Raw genomic sequence first — 19,249 nt, 5'->3', positions numbered from 1 at the left:
TGGCCCCGAATTCGGGGCCGTGTTCGTTTTTGGACGAGGATGACCGATTTTTTGGCACTGGAATTGCAGCAGAAGGATTGTATTGACTTGAATAATCAACCGCCACCATGAGAACGCTCATCGCTCTTACTATTGTCGTTGCCACTGCCGTCGCCGCCAACGCCCAGTTCATGATCAACCCGGTACTTGGTGTGAATACACTCGTCCTATCCACCGATCCGCCGAATGCCTCTGCCAATACGCTCATCGGCTGGAGCGTGGGTGTGAACGGACGCATTGGTAACCACTTCTTCTTCGAACCGGGCATCCATTATATGATGCAGAAGAATGGGGTAACCGTGCCGAACTACAACGACGGCCAAACCACTGCCGACTTTGTCGCGAAGGACAATCTATCATATCTCAGCGTACCCTTGCTCTTCGGGCTGAAACTCCTCGGGACGAAGGAGCATGACCAGCTTTTTAACATCAACGTTCATGCCGGGCTCACACCGTCGTTCCTGATGAGTGCGACGAATACCAATACGAACAAAGATGTATCGAAAGCGTATCGGACTGTCGGACTTGCTGTCGGCGGAGGCCTTGGCCTCGACATTCTGTTCTTTACACTTGATGCAGATCTCGATCTCGGCCTGACCGACCTCTACAACACGGATAACCGTGCTTCGCTGCCTGCTGCCGTTGCTCCGACACTCGATGGCTACCACGGTAAGCCCATCGGCTTCCACGTGAACCTCGGCTTTAAGTATCAGTTCGATACCGACGACAACAAGAAGAAAGACGACAAGTAAGCGCGCAGGGCGAGGCGATTCGTCCGACAGCGATAGCTCCTAGCGCCATAGCTGTATGAGGTCATGCGGAAGTGCCCCAACGAGTAGCCGAACAGCGTTGTCTGTTGTGTATAACCAACACACACAGCAATGCCAAGCCTCTCGTCTCCCCCGCGGGTCGTCCTAACGATGCTGCTCATCGGCCTTCAGAGCTGCTTGCTCGAGGTAAAGGACGATCCAAATCTTCAGCACGGCACGGCCAACGACCAAGTTCGGCAGATCCATTGTCTGGCTGTCGTACCTGATTCTCAGCATGCGTTGGAAGTCCTGTTTTGCACGCGGGTCGAACCCGGCTTCGGGCAGCATCACCAGTTAGACTGGGATTTTGGTGATGGAAGCCCGCTTGTCCGCCGGAACGACACATTGCCGTTATTGCATGCTTTCCCACGACCGAACCGCTATCGTGTCCGCGTGACACTTGTCGATACCATCACACGGTCCACCGTCACCGATACCACGTTTGCGCTCAAAGTACGGGATTCGATCCCTGCTCCTCCTGCGGTTTCGATCGAATACTCGGTGCCGGACCCCGCTGCCAGGTCCATGCTCGCATTTCGGGCTGTGTCTCTGCCTCGATTGCCAAACGGTGTCCGGTTTGATTGGGAATTCGGGGATACTCCCGGTGCGGTCTCCAGCTTCGATACGGCTGGAATATTGCACCTGTACAAGATCTCGGGCGGGTATCGAGTAAAGCTGACGGTTCTGGACACCTCGGATCTATCGACGGTGACTGTGAGTACTCGGGACTTGGTCCTGCGAGATGATCCAGTGCTGCTCCATGATCTTTCGGACACAGCCTATTTGCATTCGTTCACGGGTGTGTCGGTGATGCTCAACGGAGTCGTTGTTGACACCGTGACAGATGAGAGCCAACACCGCACGGTTTCTACCGCGGTGATCGGTAAGTCTCTGTCCTACGATGAAGGGCCGATCTACACGGGTGGCGGAATCGGGTATGGCCCGTTGGTCGAGAACATTTCGTGGCGGGGGAGCACAGTTGAGTATCAGACGCACAATAGTTGGTCCCAGAGCAACGGCAACCCGTACAATCCCAGCGGTAGCTCGGGCTCCACGGAAACGAGTGTGGCTGGAACAATTGACCCAACAGACAACTCCTTGCATGCGATGAAATTCACTGCGAGTTATCGCTATGACTCCTATGGCCAGGCAATGAGGTCTGGCGGAGGCTCCACTATCGCGCTGAGCGTGTACTCGCTCAAGGTGGAATCAGCGACCAGCGACCGACTCGTGTGTTCGGCGAGCGGCGATGCGTTCAAGGCCGCGTTGAAGTCGTTCGCGGCTGCACATGGCCACTTCTATAATTACTACGGAGATTCTGGTGTCTTCGGACCCTTGCTCTGGGATACGTTGCCAGTGCCATCGGTCCGAGTCGTATTCTATCGTTGAGCGAAACAACCGTACTGCCAATCCGGCTTCGAAGTTGATGCCGGGTTATCCGGTTGAGAACCGTGCAGACCGGGCAGCAGGGATCCGGCTGGCGTCGGCAATTGCCCGTGGATTGCGACGTATCTTTGTCGCACCAATGAACACCCGCACCATCGACCTCGTAAACATCGGGCTGATGCTCGTCTCGTGCATACTGGCGTTCATCGCACCGTTCCACCTCTTCTTGTTCTCGTTCGCCGTGCTCGGTCCGTTGCACTACTTCACCGAGATCCCCTGGCTTTCGCGCAAACAGTATTTTGCAACAGGGAAGTACGATTACCTGCTTCTCGTCGGTTTCTGTGCCGCGATCGCGGTAGTGTTCTATACGATCCCGAAAGGCGGGGTCGTCACGCAGGCGCCGATGCATACGATGGCGATCCTCGGCTTTAGTGCGTTCGGGAGCGCACTCGCGCTGACGCTTTTCAGATCCTATTGGCAAAAGGCGATCGGCGTTGCGCTGATGGTCGGTGTCGGATTGATCGGCGCGAACTACGATCTGTTCACCGTCATATTTGCGAATCTCATCACATCGATTATCCATGTGTGGTTATTCACCGGCGCGTTCATTCTCTTCGGTGCGCTCAAGAATAAAAGCACGACCGGGATCGTGTCGCTCGTCGTCTTTGCTGCATGTTCGGTGCTGCTGCTGACGATGACACCGAGCCCGCAGCTTGACCGGAGCCTGAGTTATTACGTCAAGACGAGCTATCTCTCGTTCGGTGGACTCAACTTCGATCTGATGAATACGCTCGGTCTTGCGCATGTCGGGCACAACGATCCGGGGCTTGCCGAACTTCTGTTCGAATCGAACATCGGCATTATGGTGATGCGTCTGGTGGCGTTCAGTTACACGTATCATTTTCTCAACTGGTTCTCGAAGACCACGGTGATCAAGTGGCACCAGATCTCGAAACGCGGACTTGCAATTGTACTTGGCCTATGGGTCGCCTCGCTCGTGCTCTATGCGGTCGATTATCAATTGGGCATTCAGTATCTGTATGTATTGAGCATGCTGCACGTCGTGCTCGAATTCCCGCTCAACCATCGCACCTTTATCGGTATCGGACAGGAGTTGAAGAAGCTCGTCGTCGGCAGGCCCGCGACGGCATAAGAAATGCATGGCACGCGGATAACGCGGATCGGTACGGATCAATGCAGATCAGCGAATGCTGTGGTCGACTCGCAGGAGGGTACGAACACTATTATTCAAATCCAGAACATAGACGCCATCGCTCAGCGAGCTCACGTCAAGACGAAGCTCCGCTGTACTTCCACCGCGTGAGTGCAGAACATCTCGTCCAAGAAGATCATACACCCGTGCGCTCTCAATACTTGAACCAGCAGTTGACGAAATGGTGACCATAGCACCTGCCGGATTCGGGACAACACTAAAACCCTTGTTCGTCGATGTTGTGAGCGCAACATCGGCGTTCGTACCCGTCGTGAAGTGCCACACATCCGACCAACGGCTCTGGCCTTCGGAGTTGACCCCGGCGACGCGCCAGTAGTAGGTGGTATTTGTTTGCAGATGGGCCAAGAGAAGGGTTGTATCGGTAACTAGGGTATCTTGAAACACTGCCGAGAAAGCGCTGTCACCTGACAATTGGACTCTAAAGGAGTCGATGAATGGTAGAGCATGCCATTTAAGTACCGTCTCCGACGTTGGGAGGTTCGCAGAGCCGTCCGAAGCCTCTAGCAGCATTGGACGGTTCGATATCCCCACTAGCCAAGAGGGTGGGAGGAAATCGAGGTGCCCGAACGAACCGTAGTTTGTGAAGTAATATGGCGGATTGCCGGTCGTAACAGAAGAGCTGTCAATTGAGAAACGCGAATTCAGAGTATAAGAACGGTTGAAGTCAGCCACGTGAAACGGGAGGGTAGCATTCTTGAAATCGCTGCCAACTCGATAGCTGACTTGCTTATAATATCCCTTGATATCATAGTAATTAGCTGTAAGTGATCGTGTTTGGGGATTGTAAGTTACGAGTGCAGAAAACCCGGAAGAATACTGTTGGGAGCTATCCTGCAGATAGCTTCTTTGATCCATATCAGTACTTACATCATACCCCCAGTTTGGGTCGTACGGTATTTGATCGAAGCTGTAATACTCGTATAATGAGCTCTGTTGGGAGGGCACGAAGGTTACAGGACTTGAGGCATTGCGCTTCAGAGATGATTGAAGATCAAATCGGAAAACAAGTGTAGTGGCATTTTCAGAAATCTCATCTCTTGATCCGGATCGCTGGGATCGTGCTCCGGTTACGAGGGTCCACTTAGTCAAGAACTCAGGCTCAGATTTCTGAGAGCCGATAGTTACCACGACCGGTCCAGCTGACCCTGTGCCAGTATCGGAAATCGAAACAACAAGTCGAGGGTTACTCCACTCACTAGTTTTCAGTGTTACTCCGTCACACGTTACTGTACCCTTGGTAGTACCAAAGGTGCCGAAGATGAGAAGTTGCTTACCAAGTTCGTCAACAACCATTGAATCTACTCGTGGCTGTGCCACGGCTTGCGAGATAACGAACAAGCTGAGTATGATCAAGCAAAGGAGCCGCATCTTATGTTCATTGAGATCATTTCTTTCCTAACTGACACCCAACATTCCATAATAGAGCCATGATTCTGAGGTAGAAAAGAGTGACTACGACATATACATCTTTTCCGCCTCTTCCCTGGTCACCGCCTCCCCATCCTCCACCCCATCCCTCGTCTGGAGCAACTCGATGCCGATGTTGGCGTTCGCCTCTTCGACGGGGGAGTCGCTGGAGGCGAGGACGGTTGCGCCGGCGTCGACGAGCGATTTCCATCGATAGGCGTTTTTCATTCGCTCGGGGCCAAGGCGCTTGATCGCCCAGTGACGGTCGCTGGCGAAGAATTGGGGCTGGATCACGGCCGCAACGCCAAGTTCTCGGAAGCGGGGAAGGTCTTGTTCTCGGACTATTTGCGTATGCTCGATGCGCCGGGGAAGGGTATTGGGGATAGGGTGTAGGGGATGCGGCGTCTTGGCGAAGAGGTCGAGTGCTCTTGCATTCGCTTTGTCGCCAATGGCGTGGATGGCAATCCCGAGTCCTGCACCTGCTGCAAGCGTCATGAGTTCGAGCGCTTCCTCGTCGCTCGTGAGCGAAAGTCCCCGATTGCCGGGATCGTCGGAGTAATCTTCGAACAACTCAGCGCCGCGTGACCCAAGCGCTCCGTCGAGATAGAGCTTGATGCCGACCAGCCGAAGCTTCGGATGCGGTGAATCGTCGAATCGCTCCTCGCGCAGCTTTTGTAAGAATAGTGCTCGGCCTGTTTGCTTCGACATATCGAGGAAGACATCGGCGTTGATGAGCGAATCGCCATCGCTTGCATACAGCTTCTTGTATGGCTCCCACCACTCGGCTGGAATGCCCATGTCGTGAACGCCGATGTGGTGCTTCGCAAATTCATCGAGACCGGCACGGAGCGTGCGAGTGATACTTGAATCATCGTCAGGCGGCATGGCACGATGTACAAGCCCCATCGCATCGTCGAGCAAGATGCCGGTCGGTTCACCGCTTGATGTCTTGAGGATGTCCCCTCCCGGAGGAATGGTTGTGCTGCGTGTAATGCCCGCGACTTCCAGTGCGTTCGAGTTGCACCACATCGCATGACCGTCGACGCGGGTGAGTGCGATCGGGATGTCTGTGCTGAGCGCATCGAGATCTTCGCGAGTGGGGAAGTGCGACTGTCCCCACTTGTTCTGGTCCCACCCGCGTGCGGTAAGAAAGCCGCCGTGATGGTTCAGTAGCGACGGTCGGAGAATGTCGAACACGTCGGCAACGCTGCGTGCATCGTCGAGCCGCGGATGCAGCACTTTGTAGCCGGTGCCCCAGACGTGGGCGTGGTAGTCGATGTATGACTTTTGTTGCACGGCTAAATCTAACACGTAGGTTTGTAGAAAGTTGATACCCAAGAGAATGCTCAAAGCAACTGCGCTAAGATCCGGCGACACGATCGCCCTCATCGCCCCGGCAAGTACGCCGCAAACTGCAGCGAAGATCTCGAACAGCGTTCGATACTTCGAGCGGCTCGGCTATCGCGTCGAGCTCGGGAAGCACGTCCGCGATGAGCGGGGCTACCTCGCCGGCAGCGATCGCGACCGTATCGCAGATATCCATTCGCTCGTTCGCAATAAGCATATCAAAGCCCTCTTCTTCCTTCGCGGTGGATACGGGACGATCCGCTTGCTGCCAGAGCTTGACTACGATCTGATCGCGAAGCATCCGAAGATCTTTGTCGGCTATAGCGATGCAACGTCGCTCTTTAGCGCGATATACCGAAAGACGGGCCTACAGTCGCTCTTCTTCGGACCGATGCCTGGTGTCGACATTTGGAACGGCTTCGATCCGTTCGCCGAAGAATGCATGTGGCGTGCGCTGACAAGTGTGAAGCCATTCGGCGTGTTGCCTTCGGCTCCTGGCGATATCCGCCCGCTTCGCAAATTGCATCGTGGCGAAGTCATTGGCCGATTCATCGGTGGCAACCTCACGGTCTTCTCCTCGATCATGGGTACGCCGTTTGCTCCGAATCCGAGCGGCAAGATCCTCTTCTTCGAAGATGTCGGCGAAGAACCGTACCGTCTCGATCGTTACCTCGCCCAGCTTCGCGCTGCCGGATATCTCGACAAAGCGAGCGCCATCCTGCTCGGACAATTTTCCGATTGCGAAGCGCCGAAGGGCAAAAAGTCACTATCGACGGAGCAAGTCTTCGAAGACTACTTCGGTGCGTTGAAGGTCCCTGTCTTATCGAATCTTCCATGGGGGCACATCCCACGGCAGTGGACATTGGCGCTTGGGGTACGGCTTGCCGTCAGTGGCAACCGTGTCGAAGTTCGGGAATCGGTATTGGTATAACATATACCAATGGGTCTTCTAAAACGTCGAAGGGCGGCCAATTGGCCGCCCTTCGTGCATTTCAGATCGAAATGAGCTTACTCCGCTGCCGGAGCATCTTCCGCCGGAGCGGTCATCTCGCCCGGGAGCTCGAAGCTGCCGATAGCCTCGCCGGCCGGCAAGCTCTCGCTCTCGGTCTTCTTCGGTCCTTTTCCACGCGGAGCGCGGGTGCGCTTGCTCGACTCTTCGAGCGTCTCCTTCGGGATCGGGTGCTTTGCGTTGTACTCGTCAACGATCGCACGATCCTGTGCCTTCAACCATTCGGTTGCCGACAACACGATCTTCTTGTTCTCCGAATCGAACTCGATGACGCGCAAGTTGAGCGTCTCGTCAAGCTTGAACGTATCGGCGATGTTGCGCACCGGATGGAACGCAAGCTGTGACGCCGGCACGAAGCCGTCGATGCCGCCCGGAAGCTCGACCACCACACCCTTATCGAGGAAGCGGATGATCTTACCTGCGGTATCGGTACCCTCACTGAACGCATCGCCGAGCGAATCCCACGGATTCTCCTGCACCTGCTTGTGTCCAAGCGCGATGCGGCGGTTCTCGGTGTCGATGCCGAGGATCATGACGTCGATCTCGTCGTTCTTCTTCAGCAGTTCGCCTGGGTGGCGGACCTTCTTCGTCCATGACAAGTCGCCGATGTGCACCAACCCGTCCACACCCGGCTCGAGCTCGACGAAGGCGCCGAAGTTCGTGAGGTTGCGAACGATACCCTTGTGCACCGAACCGATCGGGTACTTCTCGAGGAACTTCGTCCACGGATCGGGCTCGAGCTGCTTGACGCCGAGCGAGATCTTCTTCGAATCCTGATCGATCGAGAGGATCTGCGCTTCGACTTCCTGGCCGATCGCGAAGATCTGCGACGGATGCTTTACATGCGTCGTCCAGCTCATCTCGCTGACGTGGATGAGACCCTCGATGCCCTTCTCGATCTCGAGGAAGGCGCCGTAGTCGGTCATCGAAACGATCTTGCCCTTTACGCGCTGACCGACAGCATAACGCTGTTCGATCTCTGCCCACGGATGCGGCAACAACTGCTTCATGCCGAGGCTGATACGCTTCTTATTCTCGTCGAAATCGAGCACGACGACCGTGACGGTCTGATCGAGCTTAACGACTTCCGACGGATGCGACACGCGGCCCCATGAGAGGTCGGTGATGTGCACGAGGCCGTCCACGCCGCCGAGGTCGATGAACGCGCCGAAATCCGTGATCGCCTTGACCGTGCCTTCGAGCACCTGACCGCGCTCGAGCTTCTCGACCACTTTCTGACGCTGCTCGTTGAGCGTATCCTCGAGCAACACCTTGTGCGACACGACGACATTCTCGCTCGGGTGATTGATCTTCACCACGCGGACGTCCATGGTCTGGTTGAGGTATGCGTCGAAATCGCGCACGGGCTTGATATCGATCTGCGAACCGGGCATGAATGCTTCCATGCCGAGGAGATCGACCACCAGGCCGCCTTTGATGCGGCGAACGACTTTGACTTTCATGACTTCGCCGGTCTTGGCGGCATCCTGCACACGCTCCCATACGCGAATGAAGTTCGCGCGGCGGTGCGAGAGCTGCAAACGGCCTTCGCGGTCCTCGACCGCTTCGACGAGTACTTCGACCTCGTCGCCGACCTTCAGATCGGGGAGCATCGAGAACTCGGAGCGGGGGATAATACCCTCGGACTTGAAGCCGATATCAACGGCGACTTCGCTCGGCGTAATGGCAACGACGCGGCCTTTTACAACTTGGTCTGCCTTGAGCGCATTGAAGGTGGTGTCATAGAGCTTCATCATCGCATCGCGCTGTGCGGAGTCGTAGCCCGAACCGAGCTTTGACTGCGGATCGATGATCGAAAGGTTGCCGCGCGACGACGCAGCGACCGGTGCAGTGCGCGATGACTTCTTCGCCGGTGCAGCGACGGCATCGGTGATCTGATCGTTCACGGCTGTCGGCAGTGCCGACGTTGCGACATCCGCTGTCGCGGGCGATATGGTTTCGTTCGAATCTAACATTATCAAATATGCCGGCTAAAAAGTGATTGATCCCCACCAGATCGCTCGCGCCGGCGAGACGCCGATCCGCTGGGTACCCCTACAATTAGGGGGCAGTGAAACAACCTCCAAATCCTCTTGGTTCGGGGGGAAAGGTGGGGATGCCCGTATACTTACGCGTCATTCTGAGCATTCTTCTGCGACCACAGGAGCGAAGCGAAGAATCCCTTCCGCGGAGCCGCAGTATGCCCACACCTGTAGGACGGACTCTTAGTAAGTGCTCTTTCGGCAACCACGAACATTCTGTCCTGCCCCGAACCTCGCCCACGAATGAATTCGTGGGCTACGCCTGTGGCCGTCCTACCGGACTCAATGCGACGAAGCCGCAGTCTCCTCTTACCCCACCTGTCATTCTGAGGTCACCGCGGCGACCGAAGAATCCCTTCGGGGTTGTCTCGATGGTTCGTACAGACCGAAACAGGACGGACTGAGAGTCCGTCCTACTGGCTTGAAGAGACTGCGGCTCCGTGGAAGGGATTCTTCGCTTCTGCTCCTGTGGTCGCAGAAGAATGCTCAGAATGACCTGCCAAGCCCCTCCCAACCCTCCCGTAACGGGAGGGCTTCTTATTGTCTTTGCTTACGCTGGTTGATAATTTGTAGTACAATTGAAGCTGGCGTAAGCAAAGAAGAAAAAATCCCCTTCCCGTTACGGGAAGGGGTTGGGGGAAGGGGCATTTCGCACCCATCCCATCCGAATCAACACCTCAGCACATGAACCAACGACACGTGCAGGTTCCAACGGGATGTGTCAGTAGGAGGAATGCAACCGCTGGGAATGTCCGCCACCGTTGCAGAGTTCGCTAAAGAAGGGGGTAATAGGTGCCCATCATCGAGTCAATACTCATTAGTTGTACATTCAAATGCTTACTGTCGATACTCCATTATTGACAAAGGACGATTCCGCGACGATCCGCGAGATCACACTTCAGCTTCGTCGGCGATTTCCGCTTGCGGTCGATTTTATCGCGATTGCCGTGCGCGATGCACTCACCACCTGCACGCTTTCCTCGCCGCTTGAACAGATCACCCGACCGAAGCTCTACGTCTGTGCACGAAATGCAGTGCTCAATGAATTGCGCCGTCGCAAACGGCTTTCGTCGTTGCCCGCAGAGTCGGAGGTGCAGCTTCTCACCGACTTCAACGATGCAACGCTTGAAGTCCGCCTCCTCGATGCGATGCTCACCGAACAGCTTCTTACCGAGCTGACACCCGCACAGGCAGATGCCGTGCGTCTGCATTATATAGATGGACACACGACGCGTGAGCTTGCGGTCACCTTCGGCATTAGCGAGAACGCGGTGAAGGAGCGATTGAAAACGGCGATGCGAGCGCTTCGGAAATTCGTCCGCCGTGACGAAGCGCGAAGTAACCGATAGGTGCCTACCCGAAATGTACACTTGGCGTGTATGAACATTGTGGCAGAGAACCGGCAACGAAACGGCTGGTCCGAACGCCAAGACAAGATCAACACGACATTAACCAAATCAACAAACACTTATGAAGACGTTACATGCATTTCAGGCTCGCAACAGAACGCTTGCGTTCTGTGTGATGCTGCTTGCGTTGTTCATCGCCGTTGGCCAAGCGGAAGCGACCACGGTCACAGTCACGATCACCCTCGGCCAGGGAAAGCTCAAGTGGAACGGCAAGAAGGGCGAGGACTGCGATTGCGACAAGAACGGGAACGACTGCAAGATCAAGATCACGATTCAAAACGTCGCGAATGTGTCGGACGGAGGCACCACGTGGCAATTCGATGGGACGATAACCTCTGCGCAGGCCGAGATGACGCCGATCGGCGAGCCATCGTTCGACGCAACCATCCCCGGCGCAAATTTCCCATTCCCGGATGGCTCGTACTTAGATGTGCCGGATAATGCATTCCCAGGCGTACCAGGATTCCATATTCCGTTGGACAATATCGTCTGCGACGCGAGTGGTAACTTCTCTGGGGCAGTACCCAAATGATGAATGTCGCAACCGGTCGGCGCAAGTTGTATGCTTGCGCCGGTCATCTTCTGTTGGGATTCGAACGGCCACATATGCCAGCATTGTCAAGGAAAAGCCATGTGCTTGCTCGTGCTTTCTTGCTTCTCGTCGTGCTCTTAATCGCGACGCGGATTGCGGCGCAGGATGAATTTGCCAAAAGCTTCTCACTTCACAAGGTAGGAGATTCGGTGCGCGTTTTTCAGCCGGACTCGCATCGGTTCTATATCGTTGCGTTCGTTGATGCTTCCACCTGTTTCACATGCGACGGAACACTCCGGGCGTTTCAGGAACGGCTGGCGAAGAAGCATCACCTTCGGGTTTCGGCATTCTTCTGCGAGGCGGACGGGTCGTTCGCTTCGAAGTATGGGCAGGTGCATGGTTGGAAGTTCGAGACCGTGCCGGACCCGATCTCGGCATACGAACAAGCATACGGCGTTCGTGCATTGCCGTACTATTACATCACCGATGAAGGCGGTAAGATATTGGCGATGGACAAATGCGGCGGTGTGGCAACGGATATTGATTCGATCGACGCATTGCTCACGCGAGTTGAGCGAAAAGTTAGCGGCAATTTGAAACCCAGAGAGGAAGCGACGCTCACGCTCCACGACGCTCGCGGAGCCTCGGTCCTCGTAGGACCGAAAGTCAACGTTGTCAAGTCGCGTTCGGGGCACTACTGCATCCTTGATCGCTCCCTCAAGACCGTATTCGTTGCGGATTCAACGTTACGTGTGCTTCGCAAGTACGACCTGGCGGAGTCACGCTATCCCTATATCATGCCCACAGACATCGACTGGATCTGCGAGGATAGCAGTGTGGTGATATCGAGCACATCCATCAAGCCGATCGGTGGCCGGAGCATCTATACGTGCAACATTACAGACGGCTCGCTTCATCAATTGGCCTTTGACGAAGAAGCAGATTGTCCCGATGCGAGGCTGTCGCATGCGGTGCGAAGTATCGACGATGGAAACGTGTTCGTGGTTGGAATGAACCCGGAAGAAATAACAGCATCCAACCAGCATCCTGCGACGGTACTTGAGGTAGGAAAGAACGGCGAACTCCTGCACAAATTCGGAGCGCTTGACCCCGTATACTTCTCGGACTCGCTCATCGACCTGATGGACTCGCGCGTCGTTGTGGACGCTGATGGAAGCATCTACGAATGGCAGGATTTCACAAGGCACATCTACGTGTACAAATCAAATGGGGAGCGATTGAGAACGATCGATATTACATACAGCCCGCGGTTCCGAGGCGACTATCCGGATTCGGTCCGCCACCTCGCTGCGAAGAATCGCAAGACACTCCAGGATTGGATCTATCTAAACTCGAATCTGTCGGAGCAGGTGAGCCTGCTGATTGACCGCAAGAATCGGGAGCTGTACCTTGTCTATGGCAACCCCGAATATCCGAACGGGGTTGAAGACCCTCACTCCGCACAAGCAAAGGATAATTATTTCATTCACGGGATACCGCTCGACCATCCGGATACCCAAGAACACCTCGACTGGCAGGTCCCGGATGGGTACCTGCCGGTCGAGGTCTCGGGTGCGACGCTGCTCGCCCAGCGCATCCGCGACGGAACGCTCGAAGTTGCGTCGTTTCGGATGCACGGCGACGGAGCGGATGTCAGTAGCTCACAACTTCCTCGTCGTTGAGGAAGGTGATCTCCGGTGCGCTCAAGACGCCGCCGTTCGCCATCGCTGCTTTGATATCGGGCGATGTGCCATAGGCGCGAGCGGCATCGAGGCTTTTCATCTTATTGATGATCGTGACCTTGTTCGGGTCTGCTTCGTCGCGTAGCACTTCGTGGCCGATCCAGCCGTGCGCCTTGCGCGTTTCGGCCATCGAGTCGAATGCCTTCTTCCAGTTGTTGAAATCCGCAACGCGGTGGGTGACTATCATGCGTGCCATAGTTGTCTATTGTTTTTTGAATGATGAATGAGTTAATTGAATCGAACGATACAAAGCTACCGAGTCGGAGGGTACGATTCCATTGATGTATGTTAAGAAACGAGAGGGAGGGCTGTGTTGGTGCAGATTGTCCTGCCGACCGAAGAAAGAAATCTGTGGTGACGAGAGTCCGGAAGACAACCGTATGCCGATACAGGGCAGTTATCCTAGATTCTTTCGCACGCGGCTCAGTGATTCGGGTGTGATGCCGAGATAGGACGCGATATAATGCTGCGGTACGCGGGCCACGAGCGACGGACGCTCTTTGAGCAGCCTCAGATATTTGGTTTCGGCCGAATCCGCAAGCGACTGCCCAACCTGTTCCTGTAGTTTGGTGTAGGTCTTCTGTGTGCCTTTAGTGTAATACTCGTTGAATCCGGAAAACGTTGCCAATGCGTGTTCGAAACGCTCGCGTGAGATCAATAGTAGGTCGCTGTCTTCGACCGCTTGCAGGTTCAGCTTTGTCGGGGTGCGCTCGCGCAGACTTGTCAGGTCGCCGATCCACCAGTTCTCCTCGGCGAACATCACGATGCGCTCCGTACCTTGTTCGTTCGCGTAGTAATGCCTGACGCAACCCTTCACGATGAATGCGGCATGCTTAACGATATCGCCGGCTGAGTACAGATGTTCCTTCCTACGTAAGCACAGCGGCTCGAAGAGCGCGAGGAACGCGGGGAAATCAGCGTCGGTGAACGTCGCTTTGGATTGTAGTTCGTTCAGAAGTCGGTTGGTCTCCATGTGGGACTTAACGCTACGACGTCTTCCTTCGCTTCGCGATTTCGGCCTTCAGCTTCTCGGGCATCGGTCTGCAGCCGCAGTGCTTAGCGTGTTCGATATGCCAGGCGATGCGCTGGTCAAGTGTCGCGTTCTTCGGCATGCGATGATCGTTGTGCCACTCGGCGTTGAGTTCCTTTGGCATGTGCTCCTTCTTAGCGACGGAGTTTTACAAAACGCTTCGTGAGCTTCGTCGTTTAGTTGCTCAGACGGATAAAGTACACTCCTTCGGGAAGATCGTTCACTTCAACGCGGATTGAATGTGCCGACGGTATTGAATGCCGCAGTGAGACCGTCCGACCGAGCGCGTCGAATACTTCGATCGATGAACGAGAAATATCCGTGGAAGCCGTGAGCATGATCTGATCACTCGCAGGCAGTGGAGTGAGCGTGACCTCCGGTGCCGTCGTCTGCGTTGCAACTCCTGCACTGCACGGTGTAAAGGAGACTGCTTTAATCCCTGTCGAGCCGGACGTGAACGGAATGAGCGCACAGATGTAGGACAGATACAAGTAACCGTTCCCGAGCGAGACTCCCCACGAGCCGACGTTGATGGGGCCGGGATACCCCGCGCAGGAGTCGGGATGAGTAGGGTCGCTGAGATCAACAACTTCCAACGGTGCACGCCCGCAGGAAAGAAACGCACGTTTGCACGACGGCAGATACTCGATCTCGTTCGCATAGCCGCCGGAGTTGAACCAGTTGTTCGCCGGCCCTTCGCAATGCCACGGATTCCACCACCCAATGCGGGAAATGTGCGAGGTGTCGGCGACGCTGAGCACTTCCATTCCGCAGTAATCGCATGCTACATAGAGCAGCGTGTCGTCAAGCACAAGATTATTGTACGCGCGAGGACGGTTGAGTACCTCGGGTGCGGAGTAGCGGCCTGTCTCGCGCGGATGTAGTTTGTCCGTCGTATTGATTACGCGCACGCCGCCGGCATCAAAGCAGAGATAGACGATGCCGTTTCGAACCGTCATTCCCCGTGCGTTATACTTCAGCGTATCGGGTGTTGGGGACGGGAAGCTGCGGTCCGGCGTGATCTCGCTGACGTACTTGATTGCATGCTTATCGGAAACGTCAAGTATGACGAGCCCGTGGAGCATTGCGCCCATATATGCATAATCGCCTTCCGCTTTGACAATACCGCACCCGCCATTGCTTGCAGGATATCGATAGATGTCGGTTACCGACGGCGTGGTCGGGTCCGTCACGTCGACAATGGCTATGCCCGGTGACTGGCTGTTCGTCCCGAAATGATTGCCAAGAGCGAGATAGAGGTAGTTACCTTGTTGCGAGATGTTCATCACGTCGAGCGAGTCAAAAACCCCGGCCTGCAGGAGTACGATCGTGGTCGGGATTCCCGCGTTGATCCGTTCGATGCGCAGACCTCCTTCTTTTTCGGCAGTGTATGCGAACGGTCGGCCGAGGATATCGGGCCGCATGCAGAGAAACATCCGCGAGCAATTGCCGCTGATATCGAGAAACTCATGCATGTTCAGGTCGTCACAACTCTGCGCGCGAATACTCTTTGCGACCCCGACGATACACAAGGCAGTGAGAATGAGACGAATGTTCATACCTGCATAATCGAATGGTATGCGAAGATACGAACCGAGAGAGGAAGTGCGCTAATCGCCGAGCAGCGAACCGGGGTAGCCGGCGCGTTCGAGGCAGCGCTTTGCAGCGTCGGTGATCTTCTCACCTTGGGCGCGTATTGCCAATGGAATGTTCGGTGAGGCTTCCAAATTCGCAAAGACACTCCCGGCAAGGTCGCCGATAAGGGTTATGCATTCTTCGTACACGCCTTCGTTGCCTTCTTCGAGATTATTATGCTTCGCCAGAACGGTTCGCAGCGCGTGAGTGACTGTATGTGACGGATCGAGCACAAGCAACGCGGCGAGCGCGCCATGATCGAGCCGAAGCTGCGCCGCTTGTTCGAGTACGTTCGACTTCATCGCGGCGGGGAAGAGAATCTTCTCCTCGATATTGATATGCCGCAGCAGGCCGGTGCGGAATTCGTCGTAGCGTTTGCGGTCGATCGTGCCGTTACCCTCGGTGGCAAGATGCAACAGCTCTTCGAGCCGCTTGTGATCGGCTTCGAGCCACTCGCGGATCGCTGCGCCCGTAGGCGTCGGTTGTTGGACTGGTGCTTTCTGATGCTCCATCACCCTTGGGATGTGGCTGCTATAACACCACTTCGGGGTAAAATGACTTCGCAGTTCGACGGACGAGGGTAGATCTGAATAAATACTGTCATTCTGAGCGAAGCGAAGAATCCCTGTGGCGGAGCCTCACTGCGTTTCATCGAGGGATTCTTCGCGTTGCTCAGAATGACAGCTTCTTACATCTGCTTACCCTGAGCCACTTCCGACAGATGCATTGGCGAAACGAAAATCGACGGACCGGGCTTATCACTACGGCTTGTAACATCTTGCATACTGCCGAGTAAAAAAATCTATGCGCATACGCATTGCTCTTGCTGTTCTGTTTGTGGGGCTTGCCACACAGACCTCGCTCGCACAGTTGCCGCACTGGACACGCTTCAAGCTCGATAACGGGCTTGAAGTGCTGGTCGTCGAGAATCACCTGACGCCCATCGTGACCGTCGAGATCGCGGTCAAGAACGGCTCGTTCACCGAGTCGCAGGAATATAACGGCCTCAGCCATCTCTACGAGCACATGTTCTTCACCGCCAACGAGAAGGATACGAGCGAAGAAGATTTTCTTGATCGCGTCGATCGCCTCGGCATCGTCTATAATGGTGAGACGCATGAGGAGAACGTGCAGTACTACTTCACACTTCCCAAGCAGAACATCGAAGAAGGGATGGACTTCATGGCGACGGCCATCATGCATCCGCTCTTTAAGCAGAAGGAGATCGATCAGCAGATCGCCGTCGTGCTCGCCGAGTTTGACCGCGACGAAGCCTCGCCATTCTTTAATTTTAACCGCGACCTGCAGAAGGCAATCTGGGGTGACAACTGGATTCGCAAGGAAGCGCTCGGCCAGCGCGAAGCCATCAAAGCTGCCACGCGCGAGAAAATGCTCGCCATCAAAGACAAGTACTACATCCCGAATAACTCGCTCTTGATTGTTGCCGGCGATTGCTCCACCGACGATGTGAGAGATTTGGCACAAAAATATTTCGCGTCCTGGAAACGCGGCCCCGACCCATTCAAGGGCACGACTCAACCGGCGATCGAGCCGCTTACCGAGAATAAATACGTCACCGATTTCGTCGAGACGCCAACCGCCGCATGTTTGGTGCGCTGGCACGGGCCGTCGATCGGCATCGACGACAAAGGAACATACGCGGCGGATGTGTTCAGTGAGATCATCCGTCAGGACGAGCACGAATTTACGAAGTCGCTCCTGGAATCGGGTGTCGCGTCGGCACGCAATTTTTGGTATTATACCCAGCGCCTCGTTGGACCGATCCAAGCCGACATCTACGCTCCGCCCGAGCGGATGAAAGCGTCGATGAAGATCTTTTGGGAGCAGCTCGACAAGTTTACGAAGCCCGGCTATTACAGTGACGAAGAGCTCGAGACGTCGAAGCAGCAACTTCGCAGTCGCATCCTCTACGATAGCGAGAGCCTTTCCGATTTTTCGAAGAATATCGCATTCTGGTGGGCGTCGACGGGACTCGATTACTACGAAGGGTATCTTGATAATCTCTCGAAGATCACGCGCAAGGATATCAATGAATATTTGCGCCGATACGTAATCGGCAAACCGTACGTCATTTCGATCGCCGTCAAAGCCGGCGATCTGTTGAAGTACGATCTCAATCCGCGCGACCTCACTCACGACGCTTTGGTACCGACTCCGAGATGAAGCAATTCGTTCTGACCCTTTTCGTCTTCGCGTTACTTGCGCTCGCACCGACCAGACCCCGTGCCGTCGGCATGGACGATACGTCGATCGACGACGTGCAGGAATTCTCCGTCGATGGGATCGATGTCCTGTTGCGGGAAACGACGGAAGCGCCGACCGTGAGCGCGATCTGCTTCATTCGCGGCGGCACGAGCGCGATGAGCAAAGACGAACTGCCGACGAGCGAGTACTTCGCGATGGCGCTCGTCCCGTCGAGCGGCAGCGAGATCACGTCGAAGCAGCAATACCGCCGGAAAATGTTGCGCATGGGGTCGGTCATGGGCGGCAACGACGGCCGCGATTTCTCGACAATCTCGATGCGCTGCACACGCGAGAATTTCGATGCGACCTGGAAGTTCTTCGGCGATATTTTTGCGCATCCTGTCGTCGATACCACCGAGTTTCGCAACCTGCAGCGCAATGCACTCGTCGGTGTGCGCGATCGAAGCAGCGACCCCGACCGCCTAAGCCACGCCGTGCTCGATTCGATGTTCTTCCACCATCACCCGTACGGCAAGCACGTCACGGCGGAATCGATCACTGCCCAGACGCCGGCGCATGTGCTCGACTATTACAAGTCGATCGTCATAAAGTCGCGGATGTTACTCGTCGTGGTCGGTAACGTCAGCCGCAAAGAACTCGAAGCGAAGATGCGTTCGAGCGGCATGACGTCGCTGCCGATGGGCTCGTTCACGCCGCCGAAGCTGCCGATCCCGGCGCAAGCATATTCGCCCGGCGCATTCTTCCCACCAATCGACCGCAAGCTCCCGACGAATTATGTGCTCTGCTATCATCACATCCCGAACAAAGGCGATTCGGATTACTACGCGTACGTTCGCTTGCGCAATTTCCTCGGTGGGTTCCTCTTCCAGCACTTGCGCGTCCAGACGAACCTCGCATACGCGCCGAACAACGACGACCTCGATTGGCTTTCGGCCGTCGAAGAGATTTCCTTCCAGACCAATTACGTCGATAGCGCAGTGAAGATCTTCTTCAACGATGTGGATTTCTTCCAGAAGAATTTGATCCTCGAATCGGCGATCAAGTCCGGCGTAGCAAAATGGACGACGAGCAATTACCTCAAACAGGAAACGACCATCGGGCAGGCAGTGGCGATCGGACAGGCTCAGCTCCTCACCGGCTCATGGCGCAATGCGTTCATCTCGTTCAGCAAACTCTCGAAGGTCACTCCCGAGCAGATCCAGCGCGTTGCGAAGATCTACTACCGCAACTTCAACTGGTGCGTCGTCGGCGACACGACGGGGATCGATAAGTCGCTGCTGTTGTCGAGGTAGGAGGGATTATTCTCTATTCCCTTGTCACATAGGGGGTTATCCAGCATAGCTCAATAATGAGCAAGAATTCACCAAATTGTAAGGGGAAATTTCAGGGTTCGTCGGTATAT

17 protein-coding genes are annotated in these 19,249 nt (G+C 55.3%); 9 read left to right on the top strand and 8 right to left on the bottom strand.

Features of this window, described 5'->3' with window-relative positions; all coding sequences use genetic code 11:
• The first annotated feature begins 107 nt into the window (after positions 1 to 107).
• The 3 genes from JSS75_09830 (at position 108) to JSS75_09820 (ending at position 3,387) form a co-directional block, all read left to right on the top strand.
• Positions 108 to 791 (top strand): PorT family protein, encoded by a 684-nt coding sequence (locus JSS75_09830; protein ID MBS1903992.1) that lies wholly within the window; start codon positions 108 to 110, stop codon positions 789 to 791.
• Positions 792 to 920: 129 nt separating this feature from the next.
• A complete protein-coding gene (locus JSS75_09825; GenBank protein ID MBS1903991.1) occupies positions 921 to 2,237 on the top strand; it encodes a hypothetical protein in 1,317 nt (438 codons plus the stop codon).
• Positions 2,238 to 2,274: 37 nt separating this feature from the next.
• A complete protein-coding gene (locus JSS75_09820; protein MBS1903990.1) occupies positions 2,275 to 3,387 on the top strand; it encodes a hypothetical protein in 1,113 nt (370 codons plus the stop codon).
• Positions 3,388 to 3,435: 48 nt separating this feature from the next.
• On the opposite strand, the gene JSS75_09815 is transcribed toward JSS75_09820, so the two are convergent.
• Both JSS75_09815 and JSS75_09810 read right to left on the bottom strand, forming a co-directional pair.
• Positions 3,436 to 3,813: a T9SS type A sorting domain-containing protein gene (locus tag JSS75_09815; GenBank protein MBS1903989.1), complete on the bottom strand. Its 378-nt coding sequence runs from the start codon at positions 3,811 to 3,813 to the stop codon at positions 3,436 to 3,438.
• Positions 3,814 to 4,920: 1,107 nt separating this feature from the next.
• Entirely contained in the window at positions 4,921 to 6,171 is a 1,251-nt protein-coding gene (locus JSS75_09810) for an amidohydrolase (protein ID MBS1903988.1), read from the bottom strand.
• Between the two features lie 46 nt (positions 6,172 to 6,217).
• Between JSS75_09810 and JSS75_09805 the strand changes: the two genes are divergently transcribed.
• Entirely contained in the window at positions 6,218 to 7,153 is a 936-nt protein-coding gene (locus JSS75_09805; GenBank protein MBS1903987.1) for an LD-carboxypeptidase, read from the top strand.
• 77 nt (positions 7,154 to 7,230) lie between these two features.
• Here JSS75_09805 and rpsA read toward each other — a convergent pair whose 3' ends face one another.
• Positions 7,231 to 9,207, bottom strand: coding sequence for a 30S ribosomal protein S1 (rpsA, locus tag JSS75_09800; protein ID MBS1903986.1), 1,977 nt, complete (start codon positions 9,205 to 9,207; stop codon positions 7,231 to 7,233).
• A gap of 899 nt (positions 9,208 to 10,106) precedes the next feature.
• On the opposite strand from rpsA, the gene JSS75_09795 reads away from it, so the two are divergent.
• The 3 genes from JSS75_09795 (at position 10,107) to JSS75_09785 (ending at position 12,896) form a co-directional block, all read left to right on the top strand.
• Complete coding sequence (locus JSS75_09795; GenBank protein MBS1903985.1) at positions 10,107 to 10,622, top strand: RNA polymerase sigma factor; 516 nt, start codon at positions 10,107 to 10,109, stop codon at positions 10,620 to 10,622.
• 121 nt (positions 10,623 to 10,743) lie between these two features.
• Complete coding sequence (locus tag JSS75_09790; protein MBS1903984.1) at positions 10,744 to 11,214, top strand: hypothetical protein; 471 nt, start codon at positions 10,744 to 10,746, stop codon at positions 11,212 to 11,214.
• A gap of 74 nt (positions 11,215 to 11,288) precedes the next feature.
• The gene (locus tag JSS75_09785) at positions 11,289 to 12,896 is read left to right on the top strand and encodes a redoxin domain-containing protein (GenBank protein ID MBS1903983.1); all 1,608 of its coding nucleotides are present in this window, start codon (positions 11,289 to 11,291) and stop codon (positions 12,894 to 12,896) included.
• On the opposite strand, the gene JSS75_09780 is transcribed toward JSS75_09785, so the two are convergent.
• From JSS75_09780 to JSS75_09760, 5 genes are all read right to left on the bottom strand, one after another.
• Positions 12,868 to 13,152: an antibiotic biosynthesis monooxygenase gene (locus JSS75_09780; GenBank protein ID MBS1903982.1), complete on the bottom strand. Its 285-nt coding sequence runs from the start codon at positions 13,150 to 13,152 to the stop codon at positions 12,868 to 12,870. The two genes, JSS75_09785 and JSS75_09780, sit on opposite strands and share 29 nt — an antisense overlap.
• Positions 13,153 to 13,353: 201 nt before the next feature.
• Complete coding sequence (locus JSS75_09775; protein MBS1903981.1) at positions 13,354 to 13,929, bottom strand: Crp/Fnr family transcriptional regulator; 576 nt, start codon at positions 13,927 to 13,929, stop codon at positions 13,354 to 13,356.
• Positions 13,930 to 13,942: 13 nt separating this feature from the next.
• Complete coding sequence (locus JSS75_09770) at positions 13,943 to 14,110, bottom strand: hypothetical protein (GenBank protein ID MBS1903980.1); 168 nt, start codon at positions 14,108 to 14,110, stop codon at positions 13,943 to 13,945.
• Positions 14,111 to 14,162: 52 nt separating this feature from the next.
• Positions 14,163 to 15,545 carry a T9SS type A sorting domain-containing protein gene (locus JSS75_09765; GenBank protein ID MBS1903979.1) on the bottom strand — a complete coding sequence of 461 codons (1,383 nt, stop codon included), beginning with the start codon at positions 15,543 to 15,545 and terminating at the stop codon, positions 14,163 to 14,165.
• A 51-nt stretch (positions 15,546 to 15,596) separates the two neighbouring features.
• Complete coding sequence (locus tag JSS75_09760) at positions 15,597 to 16,133, bottom strand: hemerythrin domain-containing protein (protein ID MBS1903978.1); 537 nt, start codon at positions 16,131 to 16,133, stop codon at positions 15,597 to 15,599.
• Positions 16,134 to 16,425: 292 nt separating this feature from the next.
• Between JSS75_09760 and JSS75_09755 the strand changes: the two genes are divergently transcribed.
• Entirely contained in the window at positions 16,426 to 17,805 is a 1,380-nt protein-coding gene (locus JSS75_09755) for an insulinase family protein (GenBank protein MBS1903977.1), read from the top strand.
• Positions 17,802 to 19,139, top strand: a complete 1,338-nt coding sequence (locus JSS75_09750) for an insulinase family protein (GenBank protein ID MBS1903976.1) — start codon at positions 17,802 to 17,804, stop codon at positions 19,137 to 19,139. Before JSS75_09755 ends, JSS75_09750 begins: the two co-directional genes overlap by 4 nt.
• Positions 19,140 to 19,249: the final 110 nt, after the last annotated feature.

The sequence above is a fragment of the Bacteroidota bacterium genome, from assembly GCA_018266755.1.
GTDB lineage: Bacteria > Bacteroidota > Ignavibacteria > Palsa-1295 > Palsa-1295 > JAFDZW01.
This window is presented reverse-complemented; position numbering and strand designations above follow the sequence as displayed.

Bases quoted from the DNA above. Each gene is read 5' to 3' on its own strand.
- JSS75_09760 (MBS1903978.1), bottom strand. From the start codon at position 16,133: ATGGAGCATCAGAAAGCACCAGTCCAACAACCGACGCCTACGGGCGCA.
- JSS75_09785 (MBS1903983.1), top strand. From the start codon at position 11,289: ATGCCAGCATTGTCAAGGAAAAGCCATGTGCTTGCTCGTGCTTTCTTG.
- rpsA (MBS1903986.1), bottom strand. From the start codon at position 9,207: ATGTTAGATTCGAACGAAACCATATCGCCCGCGACAGCGGATGTCGCA.
- JSS75_09825 (MBS1903991.1), top strand. From the start codon at position 921: ATGCCAAGCCTCTCGTCTCCCCCGCGGGTCGTCCTAACGATGCTGCTC.
- JSS75_09830 (MBS1903992.1), top strand. From the start codon at position 108: ATGAGAACGCTCATCGCTCTTACTATTGTCGTTGCCACTGCCGTCGCC.
- JSS75_09765 (MBS1903979.1), bottom strand. From the start codon at position 15,545: ATGAACATTCGTCTCATTCTCACTGCCTTGTGTATCGTCGGGGTCGCA.
- JSS75_09790 (MBS1903984.1), top strand. From the start codon at position 10,744: ATGAAGACGTTACATGCATTTCAGGCTCGCAACAGAACGCTTGCGTTC.
- JSS75_09755 (MBS1903977.1), top strand. From the start codon at position 16,426: ATGCGCATACGCATTGCTCTTGCTGTTCTGTTTGTGGGGCTTGCCACA.
- JSS75_09805 (MBS1903987.1), top strand. From the start codon at position 6,218: ATGCTCAAAGCAACTGCGCTAAGATCCGGCGACACGATCGCCCTCATC.
- JSS75_09795 (MBS1903985.1), top strand. From the start codon at position 10,107: ATGCTTACTGTCGATACTCCATTATTGACAAAGGACGATTCCGCGACG.
- JSS75_09780 (MBS1903982.1), bottom strand. From the start codon at position 13,152: ATGGCACGCATGATAGTCACCCACCGCGTTGCGGATTTCAACAACTGG.
- JSS75_09750 (MBS1903976.1), top strand. From the start codon at position 17,802: ATGAAGCAATTCGTTCTGACCCTTTTCGTCTTCGCGTTACTTGCGCTC.
- JSS75_09770 (MBS1903980.1), bottom strand. From the start codon at position 14,110: ATGCCAAAGGAACTCAACGCCGAGTGGCACAACGATCATCGCATGCCG.
- JSS75_09775 (MBS1903981.1), bottom strand. From the start codon at position 13,929: ATGGAGACCAACCGACTTCTGAACGAACTACAATCCAAAGCGACGTTC.
- JSS75_09820 (MBS1903990.1), top strand. From the start codon at position 2,275: ATGCCGGGTTATCCGGTTGAGAACCGTGCAGACCGGGCAGCAGGGATC.